The sequence below is a fragment of the Dysgonomonas sp. PH5-45 genome (genome assembly GCF_029893235.1).
GTDB lineage: Bacteria > Bacteroidota > Bacteroidia > Bacteroidales > Dysgonomonadaceae > UBA1309.
The window spans coordinates 175,772-197,116 of record NZ_JARXWE010000002.1; the positions used below are offsets into that span (position 1 = coordinate 175,772).

Below are 21,345 nucleotides of genomic sequence, written 5' to 3' on the forward strand. Positions count from 1 at the left end.
GGATTTTTCTATCGCCTTTGGCTTTCATAGACCATTATAGAGAACTCGTAGTACATTTAGAAAATAAAAACTAATTATCTAAAAATAACATATATCCAGTTTGTTATCCTGAGTGCAATGAAGGATCTTGAATAAAAACAGAGAGATTCTTCACTTTGTTCAGAAACAACGTTCGAGGAGCGTAGGTAACTCAATGACAGACATTTATAATGAGTGCTTTGATATAAACTCTCTAAATGCACTACAGGTTATAGAGAACAACCATGTACACACAGGCAAATGACATCCAAGCTGATACATTCTCAACATTGCAATAAATAACTCTGCTTGTTTCGTTTTTATCAGAAAAAAAATATGTATGTTTGTACCCAGTATTGGTTTTGCTTTTCCTTATCAGGATGGCGAATGAAAAGGGAATTAGGTGAAAATCCTAAACAGTCCCGCTGCGGTGTGTTTTTTATGAAATTTGTGCAACTCTGTTTGCCACTGTTCTTATGGAAGAATGGGAAGGCGCACAAATAATGAAACGAGTCCGAAGACCTGCCAGTATTATTTTAGATATCTTTTATTTTAGCGAGGAACGAATAAAAGAATGGTATTTAAAATCAATGTGAATATTTTTATAATTGGGAGATGAAAATTCTTTTGTGAAAAAGGATTCTTTGTCTGAGTTTATTAGTATATAGGTTTCTTATTTCTGCAATCTATTACGGTCATGGCACTTCTTTTAAAAGAAAGTTTGTGTCTATTACGTGAAACAGATTGCATGAACAAAACGGTGTGAAATTGGCGTTTCATGCCGTTTTGTTTAAAAGACTTTCTTACCCTCACTTATAAATCAAGAAAATACAAGGTTTCTTACCCATATCCGGCATTTGTTTTGCCCAATCCTTAACAGGAAGGGTTTTTATAAACTCATCCTCGCAGGTAATATTCATGGCAATACAAAGCTTGGTAGACGGTGTGCAGTTCCGCACAATATCTTCTACCAATTTAGTGTTCCGATAAGGTGTCTCTATAAATATTTGTGTCTGATGCTCGCTATATATTCTTTGCTCCAACTGCTTTATTTTCTTTATACGATCGGCTGTTTCAATCGGCAAATAACCATGAAAAGCAAAGCTTTGCCCATTAAATCCCGAAGCCATCAACGACATCAGTATGGACGAAGGCCCTACAAGGGGAATAACCCTTATGTTTTTCCGTTGGGCTATTGCTACTATATCAGCACCCGGATCGGCAATAGCAGGGCAACCCGCTTCCGATATCACTCCCACATGAAAGCCTTTACCAATAGGTTGCAGATAGGTTTCAATCTGACGAGCATCGGTATGTTTGTTCAATTCATAAAAGGTAAGTTCGTCAATATTGATTGCCTGATCGGTCTTTTTAAGAAAACGGCGAGCCGAACGCACATTCTCTACAACGAAATGTTTTATGGTAAGGATTATTTCCTTGTTGTAAGATGGGAGAACATTCCCGACAGGAGTCTCGCCCAATGTAACAGGAATAAGGTATAACGATGCTTGCATTACTATTGAAATTTCGACAAAAATACATATTTTTACGCTAAAAACAGAGAAATTATGCTCCTGCCCCAATCTTTCGAAGACCAGATAAAACCCTTACTAAAGGACGAGTGGGATATTTTTGCTGATGCCCTTTCCACAGAAGCCCCTGTCAGTATCCGCTTGAATCCTGCTAAAGGCAAACTATTTTCGCCCAAACTCACAAATGTAGGTTGGTGTTCAATAGGTTTTTATCTCGAAAAACGACCCTCCTTCACGTTCGATCCACTTTTCCACGCAGGAACCTATTACGTACAAGAAGCTTCGTCTATGTTCGTCGAGCAGGCAGTAAAGCAGCATCTTGAAGGGGATGTGCGTTTTCTGGACCTCTGCGCAGCACCGGGCGGTAAATCGTCGCACATAATATCTTTACTTTCGCCTAACAGCCTATTGGTATCGAACGAAGTTATAAGAAGCCGTTCGGAAGTTTTGGCCGAGAATATGACGAAAACTGGCTACCCGAACATTATCGTTACCTCAAACGACCCTTCCGAGATAGGCCGCAAAATGACTGATTATTTTGATGCTATTCTGGTCGATGCTCCTTGTTCGGGCGAAGGAATGTTCCGCAAAGACAAGAACGCCATTGAAGAATGGTCGCCCGCCAATGTGCAGCTTTGCAAGGAACGGCAACAACGCATTCTCGCAGATGTGTGGGCTGCACTTAAACCCGGAGGATTACTAATTTACAGTACATGTACTTTCAATAAGGAAGAAAACGAAGAAAACATACTATGGATATGCGATAAACTCGGAGCAAAAACACTTTCGGTAAAAACCAACCCCGAATGGAATATATCACCTGCATACCAAGAATATGATATTCCCTGCTACCACTTTTTTCCTCACAAAACAAAAGGCGAAGGTTTGTTTCTTGCCGTATTAAGGAAAGACGGAACAATCACACAATCAATAAGTTCACTGAATTTAAAGAGCAAAAAGGGAAAAAACAGCGAAAAAAAATCTGTTCTCGCTCCTGAACATAAAGCTTATTTACGCGATAGCGACAGCTATCATTTTTTCGCTAAAGGAAATAACTGGTTTGCCTTTCCCAAGAGTTTATATCCAGATTTTGAATATGTAACGTCCCACATGTACCTTATATCGGCAGGTATATGTATGGGTGAGTATAAAGGTAAAGATTTTATACCCCACCAATCATTGGCGTTGTCAATTGCTCTTAATGATACTGTTTTTCAAAGTTACGAGGTAGATAAACCAACAGCAATAGCTTACCTCCGGAAGGAAGCCTTGTCGCTTCCTGATATTGCCAAAGGTTACATTCTGCTCACATTTCAGGGTATACCGTTAGGCTTTGTGAAAAACATAGGCAACAGGGCTAATAACCTGTATCCTCAAGATTGGCGTATACGTTCGGGGCATATTCCCGAAAACACGGAAAATCCTTTACTTTAAAAACGTGCAGACGGATATAAAAAAACAAAGATGTCCCAAAAAGTAGATATCTTCTTTGCTTTTTATCCATTTATAAAGCACTTATTATCAAGGATGATTAATAATATTCTAAAAAAACTTCTTAAAGATATTGCAAAATTGAAAATCTTGCCCTATCTTTGCATCGCATTTCAGAGGAAATGACACTCCAAAAAACGGTGTGGTAGTTCAGCTGGTTAGAATACCTGCCTGTCACGCAGGGGGTCGCGGGTTCGAGTCCCGTCCATACCGCGGAAAGCCTAAGTCAATAGGCGCCAAAAAAGAGACAAGTCCTTCATATTCAGTGAATATGAGGGACTTTTTTTATTTATGTTGTCTTAGGAAAAAGCCAAAATAAAGCCAAAAAAAGACATTTAGTGTGTCCCATTTCATACCCCAAACCAAAAAGGGACACAGGGGGTACGAGAAATCAAAGAAAAAGGGGTACGAATTGTCCAAAATTGGCAGTGTGTTGTCGGGAATTGGCAGTCTGCATAAAACTCATTAACAGATAGTTTACTTTAATTTTGTAACATTAAAAAATGAGTTTATGAAAAGTACATTTAAAGTTCTTTTCTTTTTGAAAAGAGACAAGCAAAAATCCGATGGCAGTGTTCCTATCATGTGCCGGATTACAATCGACGGACAAATAAGCCGTTTCAGTACCAAATTAAATGTGCATCCTAAATCATGGGATGTAAAGTCGTCAATGGCTCTGGGCAGAACAAAAGAAGCTGTCGAGATAAATACCTTTCTGGAAACAATTAAAACAGGCTTATACAACGTTTACCATGATTTACTCACCAAAGAGAACAATGTTAATCCTGATCGGGTTAAAAATATCTTTCTTGGTCTTGAAATTAAAAACCAAACCGTACTCGAATTATTCCAACGGCATGTTGATGATATCGCTAAATTGGTTGGTATAAGCAGGGCAAAAGGTACACTTCAAAAATATGACGTAGCCCGTAGGCACATGGCTAATTTTATTAAAGAGTATTATAATGTTGCTGATATTTCTTTGAAAGAGGTAAATCACTCCTTTTTGAGAAATTTTGAAGTGTACCTAATGACAAGCTGCAAATGTAAGGAAAATACTACTGCTAAATTCTTACAGCGATTCCGCACTATTATTCTTTTCGCCAAAAATAACGGTTGGATTCACATTGATCCTTTTGCCAACTATAAAATAAAGTTTAAGAAAGTCGATAGAGGCTATTTAATGCAAGAACAAATAGACGAAATCATGAAGAAACAATTCTCTTCTGAACGTTTGGAGCGAGTAAGAGATATCTTTATTTTTAGCTGTTATACCGGACTTTCCTATATAGACGTAAAAGGATTGGATGAAAGTAATATCCGCATTTCATTTGATAATAATTTGTGGATAATGGGGAAACGTGAAAAGACAGGTACAAGCTACAATATTCCATTACTCGACATTCCAAAGCAAATTATTGAGAAGTATAAAGGGACGATGCCCAATAAGAAAGTTCTCCCTGTTCCAAGCAATCAAAAAGTGAATGAATATCTCAAAGAAATCGGAGCTGTTTGCGGTATTGACAAAGATTTAACATTTCATCTTGCAAGACACACTTTCGCCACTCTTACGCTTACAAAAGGAGTTTCCATTGAAAGTGTATCAAAAATGTTAGGTCATACAAACATAAAAACTACCCAAATTTATGCAAGAATTACCGATGTTAAGGTAAGCAACGATATGGCTTCTTTTGCTGAAAAACTTGAAGAAAGGCGAATCAAATCTAAATCTAATTTAGATAAACTTTTTGAATGCCTTTCATTGCATGAAAAAATGGCTTTATTTAATCTTCCCGGCACTCTGTCTGATGATCCCGAAAGATTAAAGCGTATATCTGTCATGTGGCATAGCCTTTCAGAAGAAGAAAAATTATCTCTCTGGTCTAATACTTTTGAAAATGAAGGCAATCTCACTTTTAAATCGGAAAAAGCCAATACTCAATTAGCTGTTTAACCCACTAATTTTTAATAGTAATGAAAAAAAATGAATATTCAACAGTAATAGCTCTGTTCGACGAGTATAATAAGAATGTATATAAGGTTAAAGCCTTATCTACCTACCTGAAATATGAAGCGGTGAGAAACTATATCGCTGATTACATTAAACAACGATATGGGAAAGTTGATTACTTGCTGTCCGAAATCGACGTCAATTTCATAATAGGTTTTGAAAATTACCTGATGAAGTTTCGCAAATATAACGTAAACACAGCCGCCAAGAAAATAGAATTATTCCGTCGTATTGTAAATATAGCCTGTGAAAAACAGGCTATATCCAACAACCCTTTTAGCCATTACCGGATTAAAAGGCAAGAGGTAGTTCGTGCCTTCCTTTCGGAAAAGGAGTTACAGTCTATTTTGAGCAAAAAGTTTTCGACTAAAAGACTTGAACAAGTAAGGGATGTATTTATCTTTTCCTGTTTTACAGGTCTGAATTATTCAGACTTATCAATGCTAACAACCGAAAATTTTGAAACAGATAAAGACGGTAATCCTATTATCAAAATTATGCGGAGCATGACATATACACCTGTTATAATCCCTTTGCTTTCAGTTCCGCAGAAAATTTTGAATAAGTACAGTCAAAATTTACCGATAGCAAGTAATCAAAAGATGAATGATTATTTGAAAGAAATCGGTGATATTTGCGGTATTGGTAAAAATCTCACTTTCAGGGTTGCAAGAAACACATTTGCGACTACTATTACCTATATGAATGGGGTACCCATTGAAACAATATCCCGAATGTTAGGACATACCAATATAAATACAACCCAAACATTGGTACGAATGGATAACGGAAAGATTGGGCGGGATATGTTGAAATTATCAGAACACCTTACAGGTATGGATACTGCATTAAACCTCTAAAAATATTTATCATGGAATTACAAATTATTCAAAGCAAGATTTATGAAATCCGAGGTATGCGAGTTATGTTGGATTACGATTTGGCTGAATTATATCAGGTTGAAACCAAAAATCTGAAACGTTCTGTTCGTCGGAACATAGACCGTTTTCCTCCGGATTTTATGATTGAACTCTCAAAGGAAGAGTACGATTTTTTAAGGTGCAATTTTGGCACCTTAGAAAATCAAGGACAAGGGCAACACGTAAAATACTTACCTTTTGCATTTACTGAACAGGGTATAGCCCAACTGTCAAGCGTTCTTAACAGCACGTTGGCCATTCAGGTTAATATATCTATTATCAGAGCTTTTGTCGCTTTACGACAATATGCACTGGGTTATGCGGAATTAAATCGTAAATTGGAGGAATTTATGGTGGAAACAAATATGCAGTTTAGTGATATTTACCAAGCTCTTACCGAACTTGCATCACAAAAGGAACTGGAAAATAAACCCCGTAAGCGTATTGGTTATAATGTTCAACAGGATGAAGAATAATATATTATGGAACGAGGATATATAAATATTAAAGAAAATAGTGAAAATCAACTGATTGTTGAAGCAAAACTTGTAAATTGCACCCTGTGGGTAACGAAACATCAAATTGCCGACTTATTTAATGTATTTGTCAATACGATTGGTAACAATCTACGGAGTATATTCAAATCCGGCTTGCTCCGTGAAGAAGATGTTACCCGAATACATAAATTTGAGAGCAACGGGCACCCATGCGAAACGGTACTGTATAATCTGGAAGCACTGATATTTGTCAGCTACCGTGTAGCATCTTTTGAAGCAAAAGCATTTCGGGAATGGGTAATGAAAGCATTAACCGAATATACCCGGACTGATAATAAAAAATCAACAGAAGTTCTGATAGTATATAACCTACACTCAAAACTTCCGGCTATTTCGATGAATTAATAAACGTTTAATACATTTAGATATGAAACACGTATTTTATTTACTTATCGCTGTTTTTATGGTTTCCTGCGGTTCAAACTCATCAACGAGTAATTACGAAAAAACCATTACTGATAACCTGTTAAAAGGGAGCGACACAAAAGAAAATCTCAACTTCAAAATTATTGAGATTAGCGAAACCGGCAACGTTACGGTTGCCGACAGTATCGCCTATCTTACTGATGAATTTCAGAAAAATAATCAACCTAACATCAGTAAGATTGAGCTGGCTAAAAAAATGAGTGAAGATCTACTGGCAAGAGAAAAAAATCAAGCTAAAATTGATAAATACAATGCTGATATTGCACGGATGAGCAATACTATTGATTCTCTAAAAAATCTTACTCCGGATAATCTTAACGGATATGACAGTAAGAATCCGAATGATGTTCTTGCCGTAATTGTTAGATGCAAATACTCAATCGCTCCGGGTGGAACAGCCGTTGAAGAAACATTTGATTTCTACTTATCTCCTGACGGCAGCAAATGCTACGGAAAAACCAGAGCAAAATAAAAATACATATCACAATCCAAATGGAGCCTGTATCGTAAAAATCGGTACAGGCTTTTTTTGTATATAGCTTTCCTTTCTGTGAGGAAAGTTCTGCGTTTTATTATGATAAACGCAAAGCAGACAACCAAATTTCCTTTTTTCTGTACTTCCCTCGGTATAATTTCTTCCTCATTTAGTTATGACCATAAAAAAGGAGGGGTTCGGAGTGAACGAGTATCAGGCGCGAATTTATTTCATGTTTATTGGCTGCACAAGATCAGACGTGTTTTTAAAAAAATCTTCCTCGATTCAAAATCTCTTTTGTAATAGATTTTAAGAAATTATCCGGGCAATAATTATAGCCTCTTTTCTTAAAGAAATGTATCTGCACCCCAATCAGGTACAGGAAAGCGAGTGTATTTTTTTGAAAAATCTTGATGCTGCCAAAAAGCACTGCGTGAGTAAGGCACCTGAAACTCGATCACACCTCACCCTCTCCATACTGGCATAAAAAAAAAGTCAGAAATTATGAGAAGTACAGAAAAAAATAGGAAACAACGACCGACAGCCTACCATCCAATTAGCATAAAATTGGTTTTAAAAATCGTTTTGGCGGTTTTGGGCTTCTGTGTGTGGGGAACAGGGTTTATTTGGGCTTTAGTGGGCTTGTATCTCTTTCTTCCTGTTATACGGGGTATCCTCTCCTTTTTCGTGGGTATGGGTGCTATAATCCTCTTTATTCTCGCAATGCTGACCTTTTTATAATCCCTTAAAATTTAGAGTTATGAGCAAAGTATTTTTATTAGGAGCAAACAAGGAAATTGACAAGGCTATACAGGTTGTTCAAGTCAATCAGGTTATCCAAATGGAGGGTTATAGCTATGACAGATATGTAGTCTATGACATCGTTAAAAATAACTGGGGTATCACTTACAAGCTGATTAACCTACGGAAAAAAGTTTTTCAGACAGCAGACATAATCAGACCATTAAGCGAAAAATTCGGTATCGGTTATTATTACGACAGCGAAAATCCTGAATTTATGGATGGTTTTGAAGTGGCGTTACTTCTTCAGGAAGCGAAAGACATAGTTAAAGCGGAAACAGACGAAGCCGAAAAAGAGAAGATAAGAGTAGAAGAAGTTAAGGTAATAGGGCGTAAACGTTTTGCCGAGATATTTCCCGAAGATGCGCAAGCGGTAATCGTGGCACGTCTGAAACAAAACGAAAGCGATAGTCAAACCGACTATTACGGAAGTAGCACACAACGCACCGTCATTTTAGGCTTTTCCAAACATAAAAGGGATATTTTTTCCGAAATGCGTAAATACGCATCAAACTTCGAGGAAACCGCCTATTTAGCCGAGTTTAACGAGGATTACGAAAATAGGGAAAAATACTCTATGGGTGCAGGGTATTATTTAGGAGAATATAGGCATAGCGGTTGGATAATTAAAAAAGTGCCAGTATATAACCGTGAACGCACTATTGAAGATTTTGCATACACAGCAGGAAGCGAAGATAATATACATATCAGTAAGTCCAACACAACGCCACCAACCAACCAGACAGGGGAAAGTAAATGCGGTTGTACAATGGTTGAGTATTCAGCCAAAGCAGTAGCGGTATTCGGGGAAACCAAAGCAATTAAAGACGAACTAAGAGCAATGGGAGGACGCTTCAACAGTCGATTAACCTTTAATGGGAAAAAAATTAAAGGATGGATTTTCCCGAAATCACAAGAGCAAAGGTTAGCCTATTATTTCGGATTGGATTAAACAATGTAGAACACAGGGCAGAGCCTATCTGCCCTACTAAAAACAATCACCATGAGAGTAGATATAGATATGAAATTCATCCACAGGTATAATAAAAACCTATCCTGTATAATTCTCGCAGAAACTGCAAAAGGGTGGAAAGTCAGCCAAACGGAAACCTTTGCCAACCCAAGAAAGAAGCCAAAAGTAACCGTCCAATTCTATCATGCAATTTGGTTTGATGACCAAAAAGGAGAATGGGACGCAGTAAATAATTAACAATCAAAAAACAATATATCATGTATTACGGATTAAAGAACCCCAATAGAAAACAAGAGTTCATTAATAGAATGAACCAACAAATTAAAGTAAATGAGAACCTTATAAAAGGTTTGGAAACGTGTGAGCCGTTTATCAGAGCCTTTAATGGCAAGGTAGCCAATTCAAAGCTAATTAAAGCCATATACACCGCAGAGAACCCGAACAACCTTTCTTACAGCATCACCGAAAAAAGAGGATGTAAAGGCATTGCAATCGGTATATCTGACAATAATCACAGAATGTATGCAAGTGTGGAGGGCAAAACATGGAATTATCTGACATCATACAACTGCGTTTTTCTCCTGCCAACAACCAAGCCTGATGAAAATTCACAAGACAGGATAAATGCGGATGAAGCAATCAAGCAAATTGAAATAGAAAAAGAATACCTCACAATTCTAATACAAGAATGTAAAGCCGATTTACAGATGTATGATGAAGAAATAACCGCATGGGAAGAACTTGAAAGGCAGATTGAAGCCTATGAACAAAAGTTCTCACCCAATCTGCGAGGAACTATAACAATGAGTGCAAGATAAAAGAAGTCAAACACGGGGCAGTAACCCTGCCCCACAAAATAACAGTCATGAAATACAGAGAATTGTCAGCATACGAAAAATTGCAAAAGATACAGGACATCAATTTTTGCAGGGCAGAACGCCACAATGTAGCTATATATCTGAACGCATTAAGACGTAACGACAGGGCGATAATAGAGGAATACGAGAGTTTTGGAAATACCCCTCGCCAGTTATTAATGAATAAACGAGAGTACGAAAGACATTTAGTATTTGGCTTCATTAAAAAGGAATTTAACGAATACGGTTGGTTGGAAAGACCTGATTTTTTGGAACGTGAAGAAATACAATTCCCACATCGGGACGGTTGGGCGGTATCTAACCATATCACACTGGGTAAAGGCTTAAACGGAAAATGGACTTATGGAATGAGTTACTCTCACAGTACAGGCGGATCAGGCTATGGGCTTAATGTATGGGGTAAAATATTCGACAATAGAAAAGACTGCCTGAAAGCAGCATTAAATGAAATGCTTACAGGACTTGAAAAAGACAGCAGTAAGACCGACCGATATGCAATCAATGTATTAAAACAAGCGAAAGCCTTATTTGACGAGATTACAGGGCGTAAACCTGTACAATTAGAATTATCATTCTTTTAATAAATCCAATCAATATGAAACCGAATAAAATAGCAATTATGTATAAGGGAGTTGTACATTTCCTGAACAGGGTAACAGGCGAAAGCAAGCATTATCAAATAGCTTTTGAAACTGACCGTTGGAGCATCCGTTTTTATCTGTTACAGAACGGTCAAATCCGAATAATCATAAATAAGTCTATCAAAAAGAGCGAAACGGAATATCATACGCATTTCTGCTATGACTGTTATTGCACACTTGATAAGAATGGTTTATTTCTCGATGACGTTCACGATCCTGCCACTTGCCGAAAGATAACCAACCCTACTAAATGGTTTACCATTGAACCCATGTTAAGGGATATTCACAACCAGTTAAAAGAAGAACTGGAAGCCTTGCACCCTTTCGACCTGATACACGATATAAGAGATTTAGAACACTTCATATACAGGAAAATGGAAGAATACGGAAAGGTAGAATTTACCGTAAACAACTCCCTACGTTTCGGTATCGGTGAAAATGCCTATACCACAAGCGAAGAAGCATTGAAAGCCAAAGAAAAAGAACCTGTTGTTTTGCTAAATCTATTCAATGGCAATCATATAATATCTAAAGACACTATCATCTTTTTCCTGTACTGGCTTTTGGACAGGGATAAAGAATTAAGTGTATCAGACGGACAAAAATTGAAAACGGTTGTCAGATCATTTGAGGAAAGTCCCAAAAAGCCGAATGAATGGTCTTTGCAAACTCTTAATACGTGGTGGCAATGGCTTAGTTTTGATGAATTTGAAGATATTACAGGTATAGAGCAGGACAGAGACGGCAATAATGAAATAGATGCAAAATTCCTTGATGATGCCAACCAATTTTGGCAAAATAAAACCTTTCAAGAAAAAATCAAAATTTATCAATCCAATTCACACTTACATGAGATTGTAAAAGAAAGGATTGAAGCATATGAATAACCAAAGGGCGGAGTAATCCGCCCATAATCTCAAAAAGCATGAAATTGAAAGTAAATAAAACAAATAAGACCTGCACAATTAGCGGACTAACTTCAACCGAAGTTGATGTAATATTGGGAATCGTAGATACTGCTAACAGGCGATGTTTCCGAGAACAAGAAGATAGCGGAGAATGGTATAGCAACGATGATTTTGTACTATCACTTACCGATGAACAACGACAAGCGTTGTCAAAAATCGGAGAAGAAATACAGCAAATTTATAACAGTTAATTATCAATATCATGGCACAGGAAAAAATAGACGATTGGATGCAAGATGCCAAAGACCTTGCAAAAGCGGAACGGGAACTCAAAATAGAACATTGGGTATATATAACCTTTGAAGTAAGGGACGAGGACAGAAACCGTGAAATACTACATATAATCGACATCCCTCGTGCCATGTTAGACCGTTGGCGGTGGGTTATTGAGTGGCGCAGGGCAAAATTGGTATGTAAATACCCCCGTAAGAAAATTTGGGTATATCACTGTGCATACGACAAGCGGACGGGATTGCAAACAGGTTTTGACTTCCTTTTAGGCAAAGTAGCTTCGGCAAAAGCGCAGATAACTAAGGTAGAAAGGGCAATCGCCAAATATATCGACTATATGACACACAATGACCTGTTTTTCAATCTTGAAACGGATGAAAAGTTACTCAAAGCCAAAGCCAAATTGGAACAGAAAAAGAAAAATTATAATGAAGCGTATGCCATTTTACAGGCAGAAGTCATCAAGCATAAACAGAACAGCACCATGTATAAATTATTTATTGGATTCAAAAAGTTGGGCGAGTTCAGCTCTATAATGGAAGCCAAGAAATACGCAGATAATAGCGGACTATCAGGTACTTTTAACCTGATTGGAGACAAGTATCAAGATAATTGGTATGTTTCCTCAATGCAAGTACAAACCTCTAAATAACAAAGAATATGACAACAATAAAAGACATAGATGGAAACATAATTGAAGTAACAGATTTGAACGCCGCCATTGACGAATGTAAGCGTTGTAAAGACAGTCCGTATAAAATGGAAAGCGGACACACCGTAGGCGAAAATTATGCCTATATGTTGGAACAACTGCTCCCGCTTCAACAACAAAGCCGTCGTTCACGTTGGTTGGAAGGTACAGAAATGCGCTACAATCAGGGCAAGCGTTTTACAAAAATGGATATTGCCTATGAAATCGGTCGGCACGAACCGTATCACCCTGCCTCTCTCTATTGGGATAGCCTGCGTCGAGAGGAACTTGTAGCGTTCTTCAATGAAATGTTCGGTACAGATATTCGTTGAATTTTCCTCTTTATACACGAAAAAATCCCGACGGAACACCGTCGGGATAGCTATTATATCACTAAATATTTTTTAGATTATCCTAATACAGTGAGTATTAAAATCTTTTAGTTAAATTCACGCCGTAATAAAAGTTATACAATATGTCAGAATCAATTAAAACCAACAATATACCAGAACAATGGGTTGCTTATTTCAGCCACATCGAAGATCATCCCGCTAACGTCCTGATGAACCTCGCGCTGGTAGACTTAGCCCCAATAGATAACCTCAAAGAGTTGCTGCTATTTACTATTCAGATGCTCTCCGCAGATGAAAACGGATTATTCACGGCAGAAGAAGAATCCGAGGTACTACACAGCATCCAAGAAGAAATCATCGAGGCTACCGAAAAGAAAAATGTCATCGTCGCAGGAATCGTTAAGTCAAACGGTCTGATGAATATGTACCTTTATGTAAAACACGGAAAAGAATGCGAGGAACTCTTAAAGTCCGTCATGAATGTACATCCCGAATACTCGTACAACATTGAAGTGCAGAAAGACAAGGATTGGAATACCTACTTCGACTTGTTGTACCCATCCAAATACGAACTGCAAACCATAGAAAACCAGTCGGTCTTATTCCAACTGGATCAGGACGGCGACGACTTCAGCAAAGAAAGGGAAGTGGATCACTTTATCTATTTCCCGACCGAAGAAGGGCGAGAGCAGTTTATTCGGGAAGTCGAAACGCTCGGATATAAAGTGGCGCTAAAAGAAACCGTAGATCATGGCGATTCCTATCATTTCGCATTGCAAATCTCCCGGCTAAACAATGTCATGCCCTCAGAGATTAACGAATATACATGGGAGTTAGTAACATTGGGTAATGACTACGGTGCCAAATACGACGGTTGGGGATGCTGCCCACAAAACAGCAGATAAAATATAGCTGATATAAAATAAACAGACGCGCGGTTTCCGCCCGTTACTATTCTTATGAGATCTGCAAATTATTTGAGAGAAAATATACAAATAATTTGCAGATCAAATGACATTATTTAATTTTTAGCAAGTTTCAATATCCTAATTGCCCCTCTTATAACAATAAGGAATACAATACTACCGATAATAAGGTCGGGTATCTGATTATTCAACTGCCATACTAAGAATCCGGCAAGAATTACCCCTGCATTTATTATTACATCGTTGGATGAAAAGATGATACTTGCCTGAATATGGGCATCTTTGCTCTTCGTCCTTTGAAGTAAAAGCAAACATATAACATTAGCAATCAAAGCAAGTACGGATATACCTATCATTGTTTGAAAAACAGGCATTTCCTCTGTACCTGTAAACCGTCTGATTACCTCTATAAAACCAACGGCAGCCAAAAGTATCTGGAAATATCCGCAAATCATAGCAACACGCTTCTTACGGCTTACGGCTGCACCGACTGCAAACAAACTTAATCCATAAACAAAAGCATCAGCAAGCATATCAAGGCTATCAGCAACCAATCCCATAGATTTGGATATAATACCCGTTGACATTTCAATCAGGAAAAAGCCGAAGTTAATAGCCAGTACAATCCAAAGGACTTTACGCTGTTTGCTATTTTCCTCTGCCTGGACTTCTCCTGTTACTTCTTTACTTTCAATAAAGCGTGAACCGAGATTCAAGGTAGCAAGCTGCTTTTCGATTTCCTGATAGTCGCCTGTATGGTAAACAGTAAATATCCTGCCTTTCAGGTCAAATTCCTGCTTTGCAACACCCTCTATATTTTGGAGTTTCATCCGAATGAGGTTTTCCTCACTCGGACAATCCATTTGTTCAATTTTAAAAATTGATTTATTCATTTTACAATTTAATTATAATCCCGGTATTCAGGATGAAACCGTCCAACGGTGCATAAATGTCCCGAAATTCAGGATTAGTCATCGAACCCGTATGAATGGTATCAAACCTTGTCTGCCGTCTGTCGGTAAAGTTCTCAAAGTTAGCATATATTGAGAACTTTTCCCAAATTCGTTGCATCATTAATCCGAAGACAAGGTAATCCTTACCTGTTTTACCGTCATTCAAATTTTGTTTTCCGGTATAATAAGCTTCCAATCCGATTTTCCATTTATCTTCCACCTCATACATTAAAACAGAATTGATTTTATGTTTCGGGGTTAAGGTTTTTTGGTAGCTTCTGCCGTCTTCCTTTACATCAGCATCCGTATAGGTATATCCGAGAAATAAACCGAAATCCTTATACTTAATTTTCATATTGGTTTCAGCCCCTTTACTATCCACGTGACCGTTAATGTTATTAAACTGCCAACGATTATTTTCAGCAGCTTGCAGTTCAAGCGGATTTTTCAGGTAAGTATAAAAGAATAACTGGTTTATACTTAAAAATACTTGGTCGCCGAACAAACCCGTTTTATAAGTAAAATCCACATTTGCCCCATAACTCCTTTCCAGTTTGTTCCTGTTGTCATCTATCGGCAAGACATTCTGAAACTGGATGCGTTCGCTATCTTCCGAAAAAATGGTAGGTGCTTTATATCCGAACCCACCACCTACACGGGATGAAAATTTCTCCGTTATCTTGAAATGAGAAGATATACGGGGTAGAACTGCAAAACCGTAATCGTTAATATAATCGGTACGCAATCCGCTTTCAAGATTCATCCAGTCCGTTATTTTCGTATTGTTCTGTACAAATACGCCTACGGTAGTCATATTGTAATCACGTAAAGGAAAATCGGTCAGTTTTTCTTCGGTAAACTTATCCGTCCACACATTCGCACCCGCTACCCATTCCGTTTTTTCTTTTGTATGTATATAAGATACTTCTGAAAAAGACGATAACTGGTCGCCGTCAAATTTGAAATCGGGAATCTCAATCTTACGGCTGAAATAAGTAATGCTGTTCTTTACATTTAATCTGTTTTGTTTGTCGAAACGATGTTCAAATGTAAGTTGGCTTGAATGCCTTTGTGTCTTGTTTCTTTCAAAATAGGAATGTTCTTCGTTTCCCTTATCTTTTACATACTCCATATCACCACCCAGACGGTTTTCAATCATGGAGTTTATACCGAAATTAAAATCTGTGTTTTCAGACAGGTACAAGAATAGCTTAGGATTAAATACAAACCTGTCGAACTTTGGTATTGCCGTAAAGCCAACATCTGACGGATCATAAGCCCAGTTACGGTTATACGATGCAAAAACGGTAGTACCTACCTTGTTGAATTTCTGACCGAAAAAGCTGTTTACATCAAGCCCTTTACCTGTTGTCCCATTCAGGTGGATTGAGAAATCCCTTTCCTTTTCAGGCGTTTTCGATATAAGGTTTACCAGTCCCGCAATAGCACCGCCACCGTATAAAGTAGAAGAAGAACCTTTTATTATTTCAACCTGCTTTAAATCGAGCGGTGGTGTCTGTAATAAACCTAATCCGCTTGCTGCACCTGAAAATACGGGAAAACCGTCTTTTAGTATCTGTGTATATCTACCGTCCAAACCTTGAATGCGAATAGATGAATTACCCGATATGGCTGATGTTTGTTGTGTCATAATACCCGTGCTTTCATTCAGAAGCATACGTATATCTCCGGGTTTCATCACTCCTTTTTCGCCTAACTCTTCGGCATTTATAAATTCAATACGGGTAGGAATATCTTTAAAAGTACGTGTCCCCCTTGTTGAAGAAACAACTACTTCCTGCAATGTTTCTTCATCAGGCTCAACCCTGATAACGATAGGTTCATCCGAAGCCAACGGGAATGTAAATTCTTTTATGGTCTTTTCATATCCTACATAAGTAATTTCAAACCTCTGTTTACCGTCTGGAATATTGGAGAGTACCGCTAATCCTTCAGCATCAGAAGATGTTCCGTTCGTAGTATTTTGAAGTATAATATTAGCACCGATTAAAGGCTCTTTGTTATCACAGTCTATTAGTTTAACGTTAAGTGTATTTTGAGCGAAAATATTGGAAATGCTGAATACTAAGAATAGCATCAGTATAATTTTTGTTTTCATTTTATTTCTTGTTTTTAAATCTTCAACTATAAATGATATGAGGATTACGATATTACAAAGAATGTATTATCGTAAAAATTGCAGGGCATATTCACAACGACCTGTATAATAAAAATTAGTTTATGCTTTTGGCGGTTGCCAGATTGAAGATTTATAATCAGAGAGAGCGTTTTTTACTATATAATCTGATTTATAATCAGGTATAGAGCCTAAAATTATTATTATTGGATTATAAAAACGGGCTTCCGGAAATCCGGAACAGGTATTACAATGTAGAAAAGGGGAACAACAACTATCATCGGAACAGTCGTCACAACTATTGCCTATGTCATTGCTCGTTTCAACGGTATCTGTATATATAGCTAAACATTTATCCTCAAAACAACATGGCATTACTGATAACAGTAATACATATATGGATAATATGAGGGACAAATATTTCATGCTGCAAAGATAGCGATTATGTTTTGCAACTTAGTTGCAAGTTTCGTACTATTTTCACAGATTATCTACTGTTTAATTTACGATTCTATTTCGGCTATTGCTTTTTCAATTTCAGCAAAGGCTTCGCTCATTACTTCCTCTACCAGTCCGCCGATTTGTGCTGCCATAGCAACCGAATTCATGCGCGAAATACGGGTTATACCATCAGAAGTCTGATATATAGATATGCGACATGGAAGTAATGATGAATAAAGACGTTCCATATCATGCTCCAATATTCTGCCGGAATATTTGGGGTTGCACAATTCTATGACTTTTATCGGTAGCACTTCTTTCCCATTTTTGCGAAGCGTTTCCTGCATATCATGAATATGCTGTATTTTCCAGTTTCCGAGAGACTGGATTTTTTCGGATAGTTTATCGAAGGTTTCGTCATAACTGTAACGGCTTACGTTTTCTAAAAACATTGCGCTCTCAGGTTGTTCTGTTGATTTCATGATTCTTTTTTTATATTACTCTATGTTATTATTTAAACAATTTTCTTGCCAAAAAGGTTGCATAATACGTTTATTATCCGCTTTATTTTTACTATTTACATTGCATGAAGATACAAGCACCTTACATAATTTTATAAAGATTTTGATAGTCAATTTTTAACAGCTAAATATGCTAAAAGTCTGATTTTCTTTAAAAATGGATGTACATCATCATTAATTTAAAATAAAAAAGATTGATGAAAATCGAAGATTTTTAAAAGATCTGCAAATTATTCGTTTATTTTCTTCAGAATAATTTGCAGATCGTTCTAAATTACACTTTTTCCTTCCATTCAATAACGGCAAAGTTCCCGTCTGAAATCTCCTTCACTTTATTAATCCATTGCACTTCACTTAATGCTTTAGCTTTAAGGAATGGACTATTGGTTGAAGTCAGCAAAAGACTGGAATTAACCACCCACCATTTATTCTTAATTCTGGCACGTTGTAAGTCCTGTTGCAGTCTTTGTGCTTCAAACACAGGTGTTGTTTCCGGCAGGGTTACGATAACCACTTCCGTTTCCTTTTCGCTTCGCAAGCGAGGTAATAGGTTTTGAACCGCAGGGGTGATATTTCCCTGTGTCCGTTCTACTTCCTTATGATAACTTTGGGTTGAATCCAGCAGCAGCAACGTGTGTCCGGTTGGTGCAGTATCTATCACAACCACTTCATTATCCGCTTTGGCAACTATTTCGGCAAAGGAATTGAAAACGGCAATTTCCTGTGTGCATGGGGAACGCAGGTCTTCTTCGATATAACTTAAATCAGCATCACCCATTGTTTCCCTTGCTTTGTCAAGCACATTTTTCTGATAGGCAGCAAGCACCGCTTTTTCATCTATATGGCTTACTGTGATGCCGTCTATTTTCGTTTCGATATAAGCCAAATGGTTTGCAGGGTCAGTTGTAGTCAGATGCACTTTCACTCCTTTTTTAGCCAAACCACGAGCAATATTCCCGGCAATGGTAGTTTTGCCTACACCGCCTTTACCCATCGTGAAAATCACCCGTTTACCTGTTTTGTAGAGGTCTTCAATAACGCTGTCAATCGTATTGAAACTACGTTTCTCAATATCCGGACTTTCGTTCTTTATGGCTACATCCGCATTCAACATATTACGGATATTATCAATGCCTGTCATGTTATAAGAACGAAGCGGAACAATATAGGTGTTCAGTTTTAGCAAGGCTGCCGAACGGTTATTCAGCGCATTTTGCTGGTGTTCATAAATCTGTTTGGAAATACTATCGTCTGCATCGTAGTTTTCTAATACGCCATTTATGATTAAATGCTGTGTTTCGATACCTATATCCGACAACTCATTGGATGAACGTTCGACCTCTTTCAACGGGCTGTCTTCCGGTCGGCTGACAAGGAAGAGCGTTGTTTTAGACTTATCGGTTAGATTTTTTACCGCATGTTTATATACATCTTTGCGGTCTTCCAAACCTGATAATTGTCCTAAGCACGAAGCTCCGGTCGTATTTTCGTCAATAAAAGTATCCCACGCAGAAGGAAGTTGCAACATACGGAGTGTATGACCTGTTGGGGCTGTATCAAAAATGATATAATCATAGTTTTTGCTCTTATCTTCGTCAGTGATAAAATCAGAAAATTCATTGAACGCTGCGACCTCTACTGTGCATGAACCGGATAGTTGTTCTTCCATATTAGCAATTACACTTTCAGGTAATTTACCCCGATATGGAGCGATAACCGATTCCCTGTATTCGGCAGCCGCTTGTTCGGGGTCAAGGTTTACAACAGTCAAGCGGGGTACATCTTTAATGGGAGTACCTTTATTGTCTAACGGCATATCAAATACATCCTGTAAATTGGATGCCGGGTCGGTACTCAACAACAATACTTTTTTTCCACTATCTGCAAGACTTACAGCTGTAGCACAGGCGATAGATGTTTTGCCTACACCGCCTTTACCCGTGAAAAATATATACTGGGTAAGTTTTTCGTTTGAAGGATTATACTTTTTCATGTGGGTTATTTTTTTATTGTTAGTTCATCTTCTGAAATATCGAGCCATTCTGCAATCTGCTTATTTGATGGATACGCCTTTTTTATAGCAATTTCACCATCAACTGTGATTAGAGGAAATACGTCTGCTCCTTCTGCCATAAGGCAATCATTGACAACCTTCGTGGTTACATATACCTGAGGATGGTCTCGCAAGTTAAAACGTTCAACTATAATTCCTTTTTGTTTCAATGTTTCAACCACAACTGCTATACGCATCAACTCAGGGTCGATATTCACTCCGCACAATCCGGTAGGACAGCATAATGCAGGGTCATAAATTTTAATTGTTTTCATTTTTAATATTTTATTTGTTATTAATTCTATTTATTCAATGTTCGTAATGTAGCGAACTATTTGGTTAAAAAAATAGACGCTATCTGATTCAAAACAGCATCTATTCAATGCGTACAATTCTATCAATTACAGTAATCCATTGTTGCTGCATCACCAAAGTAACTGATTGCAGCAGTAGGGCAAAGAGGTTCGCAACCATGACAACCAGTTACACATCCATCAGGATATACAACTACTGGTTTCTCATTTTCTATCGCATAAACTCCTTTCTTGCATTTTTCAAAGCAAGCGGAACATCCTGTACATTTTTCCGAATCAATAATCGGATACCATGTGCTGCTCATAATGTGATGTTTTATAGATTCAGGGATTTCTTTATTTCTTCTTCACTCGGAACATACCCTTTCAACTTTACTTCTCCATCAACAACAACCGCAGGTAAAGACATAATGTTATACTTCATAATTTCAAGTATATTTTCTTCCTTCTTCAAATCGGCAGCAATGTTATTATCTGCCAACACTTTCCGGACAGATTCATAGGTTGTTTTACATTTGGCACAACCTGTACCTAATACAATAATCTCCATATTATTTATCTTATATTGTTATTTCTAATTAAATGCTTGTAATTATGTAGTAAATACCCACTATTATAAAAACGGCAGCGACAATCCATTTAAACCATTTCTGGAAGACACTCATCTTATTGTAGAATTTGCCTACGTTGCTAACACTGTATGCCAACAGCCATGCAATGATAATTACAGGCAACCCGGTAGCTATGGCAAATACAGGGGGAAGTAATAACCCTGACGGGCTGGCAATAGTCATCGGGATTAATCCACCAAAGTACAATACACCGCTATAAGGGCAAAAAGCCAATGCAAACAGCAAACCGAGCAGGAAAGCGTCGAGGTAGGTTTTCTTTCCTTTCTTGTTTTCTATTTTTGAGGTTAGCTTATTCATTCCCGGAACCTTTATTTTTCAAGACCGCTAGTTAAAACTATGTACTTTAGTACAAGGCTTTAGCTTCTATAAATGTTTTAAGTTTTATCTTTGTATCGTTTATGG

At 37.6% G+C, this 21,345-nt stretch carries 23 protein-coding genes, 1 tRNA gene, 2 pseudogenes and 1 riboswitch; of the genes and pseudogenes, 17 read left to right on the forward strand and 9 right to left on the reverse strand.

What is annotated here, in order from left to right; all coding sequences use genetic code 11:
* The first annotated feature begins 358 nt into the window (after positions 1-358).
* Positions 359-563: riboswitch (cobalamin riboswitch) on the forward strand.
* Positions 564-827: 264 nt separating this feature from the next.
* A complete protein-coding gene (locus M2132_RS01760) occupies positions 828-1,532 on the reverse strand; it encodes an SAM-dependent methyltransferase (RefSeq protein ID WP_280670711.1) in 705 nt (234 codons plus the stop codon).
* Between the two features lie 54 nt (positions 1,533-1,586).
* Here M2132_RS01760 and M2132_RS01765 point away from each other — a divergent pair, with 54 nt between their 5' ends.
* From M2132_RS01765 to M2132_RS01845, 17 genes and pseudogenes are all read left to right on the forward strand, one after another.
* Positions 1,587-2,984 carry a methyltransferase RsmF C-terminal domain-like protein gene (locus M2132_RS01765; protein WP_280670713.1) on the forward strand — a complete coding sequence of 466 codons (1,398 nt, stop codon included), beginning with the start codon at positions 1,587-1,589 and terminating at the stop codon, positions 2,982-2,984.
* A gap of 196 nt (positions 2,985-3,180) precedes the next feature.
* Positions 3,181-3,254 (forward strand) — tRNA-Asp (locus M2132_RS01770).
* Positions 3,255-3,552: 298 nt separating this feature from the next.
* A pseudogene (locus M2132_RS01775) lies at positions 3,553-4,743 on the forward strand (site-specific integrase); the annotation flags it as partial.
* Between the two features lie 272 nt (positions 4,744-5,015).
* Positions 5,016-5,912: a site-specific integrase gene (locus tag M2132_RS01780; protein ID WP_129733282.1), complete on the forward strand. Its 897-nt coding sequence runs from the start codon at positions 5,016-5,018 to the stop codon at positions 5,910-5,912.
* Between the two features lie 11 nt (positions 5,913-5,923).
* Positions 5,924-6,448 (forward strand): ORF6N domain-containing protein, encoded by a 525-nt coding sequence (locus M2132_RS01785; RefSeq protein WP_129733283.1) that lies wholly within the window; start codon positions 5,924-5,926, stop codon positions 6,446-6,448.
* A 6-nt stretch (positions 6,449-6,454) separates the two neighbouring features.
* Positions 6,455-6,874: a virulence RhuM family protein gene (locus M2132_RS01790; protein WP_129733284.1), complete on the forward strand. Its 420-nt coding sequence runs from the start codon at positions 6,455-6,457 to the stop codon at positions 6,872-6,874.
* Between the two features lie 22 nt (positions 6,875-6,896).
* Positions 6,897-7,427, forward strand: coding sequence for a hypothetical protein (locus M2132_RS01795; protein ID WP_129733285.1), 531 nt, complete (start codon positions 6,897-6,899; stop codon positions 7,425-7,427).
* Between the two features lie 507 nt (positions 7,428-7,934).
* The gene (locus M2132_RS01800; protein WP_203558333.1) at positions 7,935-8,171 is read left to right on the forward strand and encodes a hypothetical protein; all 237 of its coding nucleotides are present in this window, start codon (positions 7,935-7,937) and stop codon (positions 8,169-8,171) included.
* Positions 8,172-8,190: 19 nt separating this feature from the next.
* The gene (locus tag M2132_RS01805) at positions 8,191-9,183 is read left to right on the forward strand and encodes a fusion protein (protein WP_129733287.1); all 993 of its coding nucleotides are present in this window, start codon (positions 8,191-8,193) and stop codon (positions 9,181-9,183) included.
* Between the two features lie 51 nt (positions 9,184-9,234).
* Positions 9,235-9,441: a hypothetical protein gene (locus M2132_RS01810; protein ID WP_129733288.1), complete on the forward strand. Its 207-nt coding sequence runs from the start codon at positions 9,235-9,237 to the stop codon at positions 9,439-9,441.
* A 20-nt stretch (positions 9,442-9,461) separates the two neighbouring features.
* A complete protein-coding gene (locus M2132_RS01815; protein ID WP_129733289.1) occupies positions 9,462-10,022 on the forward strand; it encodes a hypothetical protein in 561 nt (186 codons plus the stop codon).
* A 47-nt stretch (positions 10,023-10,069) separates the two neighbouring features.
* Positions 10,070-10,663, forward strand: coding sequence for a hypothetical protein (locus M2132_RS01820; RefSeq protein WP_129733290.1), 594 nt, complete (start codon positions 10,070-10,072; stop codon positions 10,661-10,663).
* Positions 10,664-10,677: 14 nt separating this feature from the next.
* A complete protein-coding gene (locus M2132_RS01825; RefSeq protein ID WP_129733291.1) occupies positions 10,678-11,610 on the forward strand; it encodes a hypothetical protein in 933 nt (310 codons plus the stop codon).
* Between the two features lie 38 nt (positions 11,611-11,648).
* A complete protein-coding gene (locus M2132_RS01830; protein WP_129733292.1) occupies positions 11,649-11,882 on the forward strand; it encodes a hypothetical protein in 234 nt (77 codons plus the stop codon).
* 11 nt (positions 11,883-11,893) lie between these two features.
* Positions 11,894-12,574 carry a hypothetical protein gene (locus M2132_RS01835; RefSeq protein ID WP_129733293.1) on the forward strand — a complete coding sequence of 227 codons (681 nt, stop codon included), beginning with the start codon at positions 11,894-11,896 and terminating at the stop codon, positions 12,572-12,574.
* Between the two features lie 8 nt (positions 12,575-12,582).
* Positions 12,583-12,945 carry a hypothetical protein gene (locus M2132_RS01840; RefSeq protein ID WP_229058435.1) on the forward strand — a complete coding sequence of 121 codons (363 nt, stop codon included), beginning with the start codon at positions 12,583-12,585 and terminating at the stop codon, positions 12,943-12,945.
* A 143-nt stretch (positions 12,946-13,088) separates the two neighbouring features.
* Positions 13,089-13,871: a DUF695 domain-containing protein gene (locus M2132_RS01845; RefSeq protein ID WP_129733294.1), complete on the forward strand. Its 783-nt coding sequence runs from the start codon at positions 13,089-13,091 to the stop codon at positions 13,869-13,871.
* A gap of 116 nt (positions 13,872-13,987) precedes the next feature.
* Here M2132_RS01845 and M2132_RS01850 read toward each other — a convergent pair whose 3' ends face one another.
* From M2132_RS01850 to M2132_RS01885, 8 genes and pseudogenes are all read right to left on the reverse strand, one after another.
* Entirely contained in the window at positions 13,988-14,785 is a 798-nt protein-coding gene (locus M2132_RS01850) for a cation diffusion facilitator family transporter (protein WP_129733295.1), read from the reverse strand.
* A gap of 1 nt (position 14,786) precedes the next feature.
* Positions 14,787-16,964, reverse strand: a complete 2,178-nt coding sequence (locus M2132_RS01855) for a TonB-dependent receptor (RefSeq protein WP_129733296.1) — start codon at positions 16,962-16,964, stop codon at positions 14,787-14,789.
* A 521-nt stretch (positions 16,965-17,485) separates the two neighbouring features.
* On the reverse strand, positions 17,486-17,905 hold the full coding sequence (locus M2132_RS01860) for a DUF302 domain-containing protein (protein ID WP_229058434.1): 420 nt from the start codon (positions 17,903-17,905) through the stop codon (positions 17,486-17,488).
* Between the two features lie 313 nt (positions 17,906-18,218).
* Entirely contained in the window at positions 18,219-19,937 is a 1,719-nt protein-coding gene (gene arsA / locus M2132_RS01865; RefSeq protein ID WP_129733297.1) for an arsenical pump-driving ATPase, read from the reverse strand.
* Between the two features lie 5 nt (positions 19,938-19,942).
* Positions 19,943-20,272, reverse strand: coding sequence for an arsenite efflux transporter metallochaperone ArsD (gene arsD / locus M2132_RS01870; RefSeq protein WP_129733298.1), 330 nt, complete (start codon positions 20,270-20,272; stop codon positions 19,943-19,945).
* Between the two features lie 122 nt (positions 20,273-20,394).
* Positions 20,395-20,616, reverse strand: a complete 222-nt coding sequence (locus M2132_RS01875) for an ATP-binding protein (RefSeq protein ID WP_129733299.1) — start codon at positions 20,614-20,616, stop codon at positions 20,395-20,397.
* A gap of 11 nt (positions 20,617-20,627) precedes the next feature.
* The gene (locus M2132_RS01880; RefSeq protein ID WP_129733300.1) at positions 20,628-20,861 is read right to left on the reverse strand and encodes a thioredoxin family protein; all 234 of its coding nucleotides are present in this window, start codon (positions 20,859-20,861) and stop codon (positions 20,628-20,630) included.
* A 28-nt stretch (positions 20,862-20,889) separates the two neighbouring features.
* Positions 20,890-21,228, reverse strand: a pseudogene (locus M2132_RS01885) (sulfite exporter TauE/SafE family protein); the annotation flags it as partial.
* Positions 21,229-21,345 lie beyond the last annotated feature (117 nt).

Excerpts from the sequence above, each read along its gene's own strand:
- M2132_RS01800 (WP_203558333.1), top strand. The coding sequence starts at position 7,935 with ATGAGAAGTACAGAAAAAAATAGGAAACAACGACCGACAGCCTACCAT.
- M2132_RS01850 (WP_129733295.1), bottom strand. The coding sequence starts at position 14,785 with ATGAATAAATCAATTTTTAAAATTGAACAAATGGATTGTCCGAGTGAG.
- M2132_RS01795 (WP_129733285.1), top strand. The coding sequence starts at position 6,897 with ATGAAACACGTATTTTATTTACTTATCGCTGTTTTTATGGTTTCCTGC.
- M2132_RS01855 (WP_129733296.1), bottom strand. The coding sequence starts at position 16,964 with ATGAAAACAAAAATTATACTGATGCTATTCTTAGTATTCAGCATTTCC.
- M2132_RS01830 (WP_129733292.1), top strand. The coding sequence starts at position 11,649 with ATGAAATTGAAAGTAAATAAAACAAATAAGACCTGCACAATTAGCGGA.
- M2132_RS01845 (WP_129733294.1), top strand. The coding sequence starts at position 13,089 with ATGTCAGAATCAATTAAAACCAACAATATACCAGAACAATGGGTTGCT.
- M2132_RS01825 (WP_129733291.1), top strand. The coding sequence starts at position 10,678 with ATGAAACCGAATAAAATAGCAATTATGTATAAGGGAGTTGTACATTTC.
- M2132_RS01790 (WP_129733284.1), top strand. The coding sequence starts at position 6,455 with ATGGAACGAGGATATATAAATATTAAAGAAAATAGTGAAAATCAACTG.
- M2132_RS01805 (WP_129733287.1), top strand. The coding sequence starts at position 8,191 with ATGAGCAAAGTATTTTTATTAGGAGCAAACAAGGAAATTGACAAGGCT.
- M2132_RS01760 (WP_280670711.1), bottom strand. The coding sequence starts at position 1,532 with ATGCAAGCATCGTTATACCTTATTCCTGTTACATTGGGCGAGACTCCT.
- M2132_RS01820 (WP_129733290.1), top strand. The coding sequence starts at position 10,070 with ATGAAATACAGAGAATTGTCAGCATACGAAAAATTGCAAAAGATACAG.
- M2132_RS01785 (WP_129733283.1), top strand. The coding sequence starts at position 5,924 with ATGGAATTACAAATTATTCAAAGCAAGATTTATGAAATCCGAGGTATG.
- M2132_RS01875 (WP_129733299.1), bottom strand. The coding sequence starts at position 20,616 with ATGAGCAGCACATGGTATCCGATTATTGATTCGGAAAAATGTACAGGA.
- M2132_RS01780 (WP_129733282.1), top strand. The coding sequence starts at position 5,016 with ATGAAAAAAAATGAATATTCAACAGTAATAGCTCTGTTCGACGAGTAT.
- M2132_RS01835 (WP_129733293.1), top strand. The coding sequence starts at position 11,894 with ATGGCACAGGAAAAAATAGACGATTGGATGCAAGATGCCAAAGACCTT.
- M2132_RS01765 (WP_280670713.1), top strand. The coding sequence starts at position 1,587 with ATGCTCCTGCCCCAATCTTTCGAAGACCAGATAAAACCCTTACTAAAG.
- M2132_RS01810 (WP_129733288.1), top strand. The coding sequence starts at position 9,235 with ATGAGAGTAGATATAGATATGAAATTCATCCACAGGTATAATAAAAAC.
- arsA (WP_129733297.1), bottom strand. The coding sequence starts at position 19,937 with ATGAAAAAGTATAATCCTTCAAACGAAAAACTTACCCAGTATATATTT.
- M2132_RS01880 (WP_129733300.1), bottom strand. The coding sequence starts at position 20,861 with ATGGAGATTATTGTATTAGGTACAGGTTGTGCCAAATGTAAAACAACC.
- M2132_RS01840 (WP_229058435.1), top strand. The coding sequence starts at position 12,583 with ATGACAACAATAAAAGACATAGATGGAAACATAATTGAAGTAACAGAT.
- M2132_RS01860 (WP_229058434.1), bottom strand. The coding sequence starts at position 17,905 with ATGAAATCAACAGAACAACCTGAGAGCGCAATGTTTTTAGAAAACGTA.
- arsD (WP_129733298.1), bottom strand. The coding sequence starts at position 20,272 with ATGAAAACAATTAAAATTTATGACCCTGCATTATGCTGTCCTACCGGA.
- M2132_RS01815 (WP_129733289.1), top strand. The coding sequence starts at position 9,462 with ATGTATTACGGATTAAAGAACCCCAATAGAAAACAAGAGTTCATTAAT.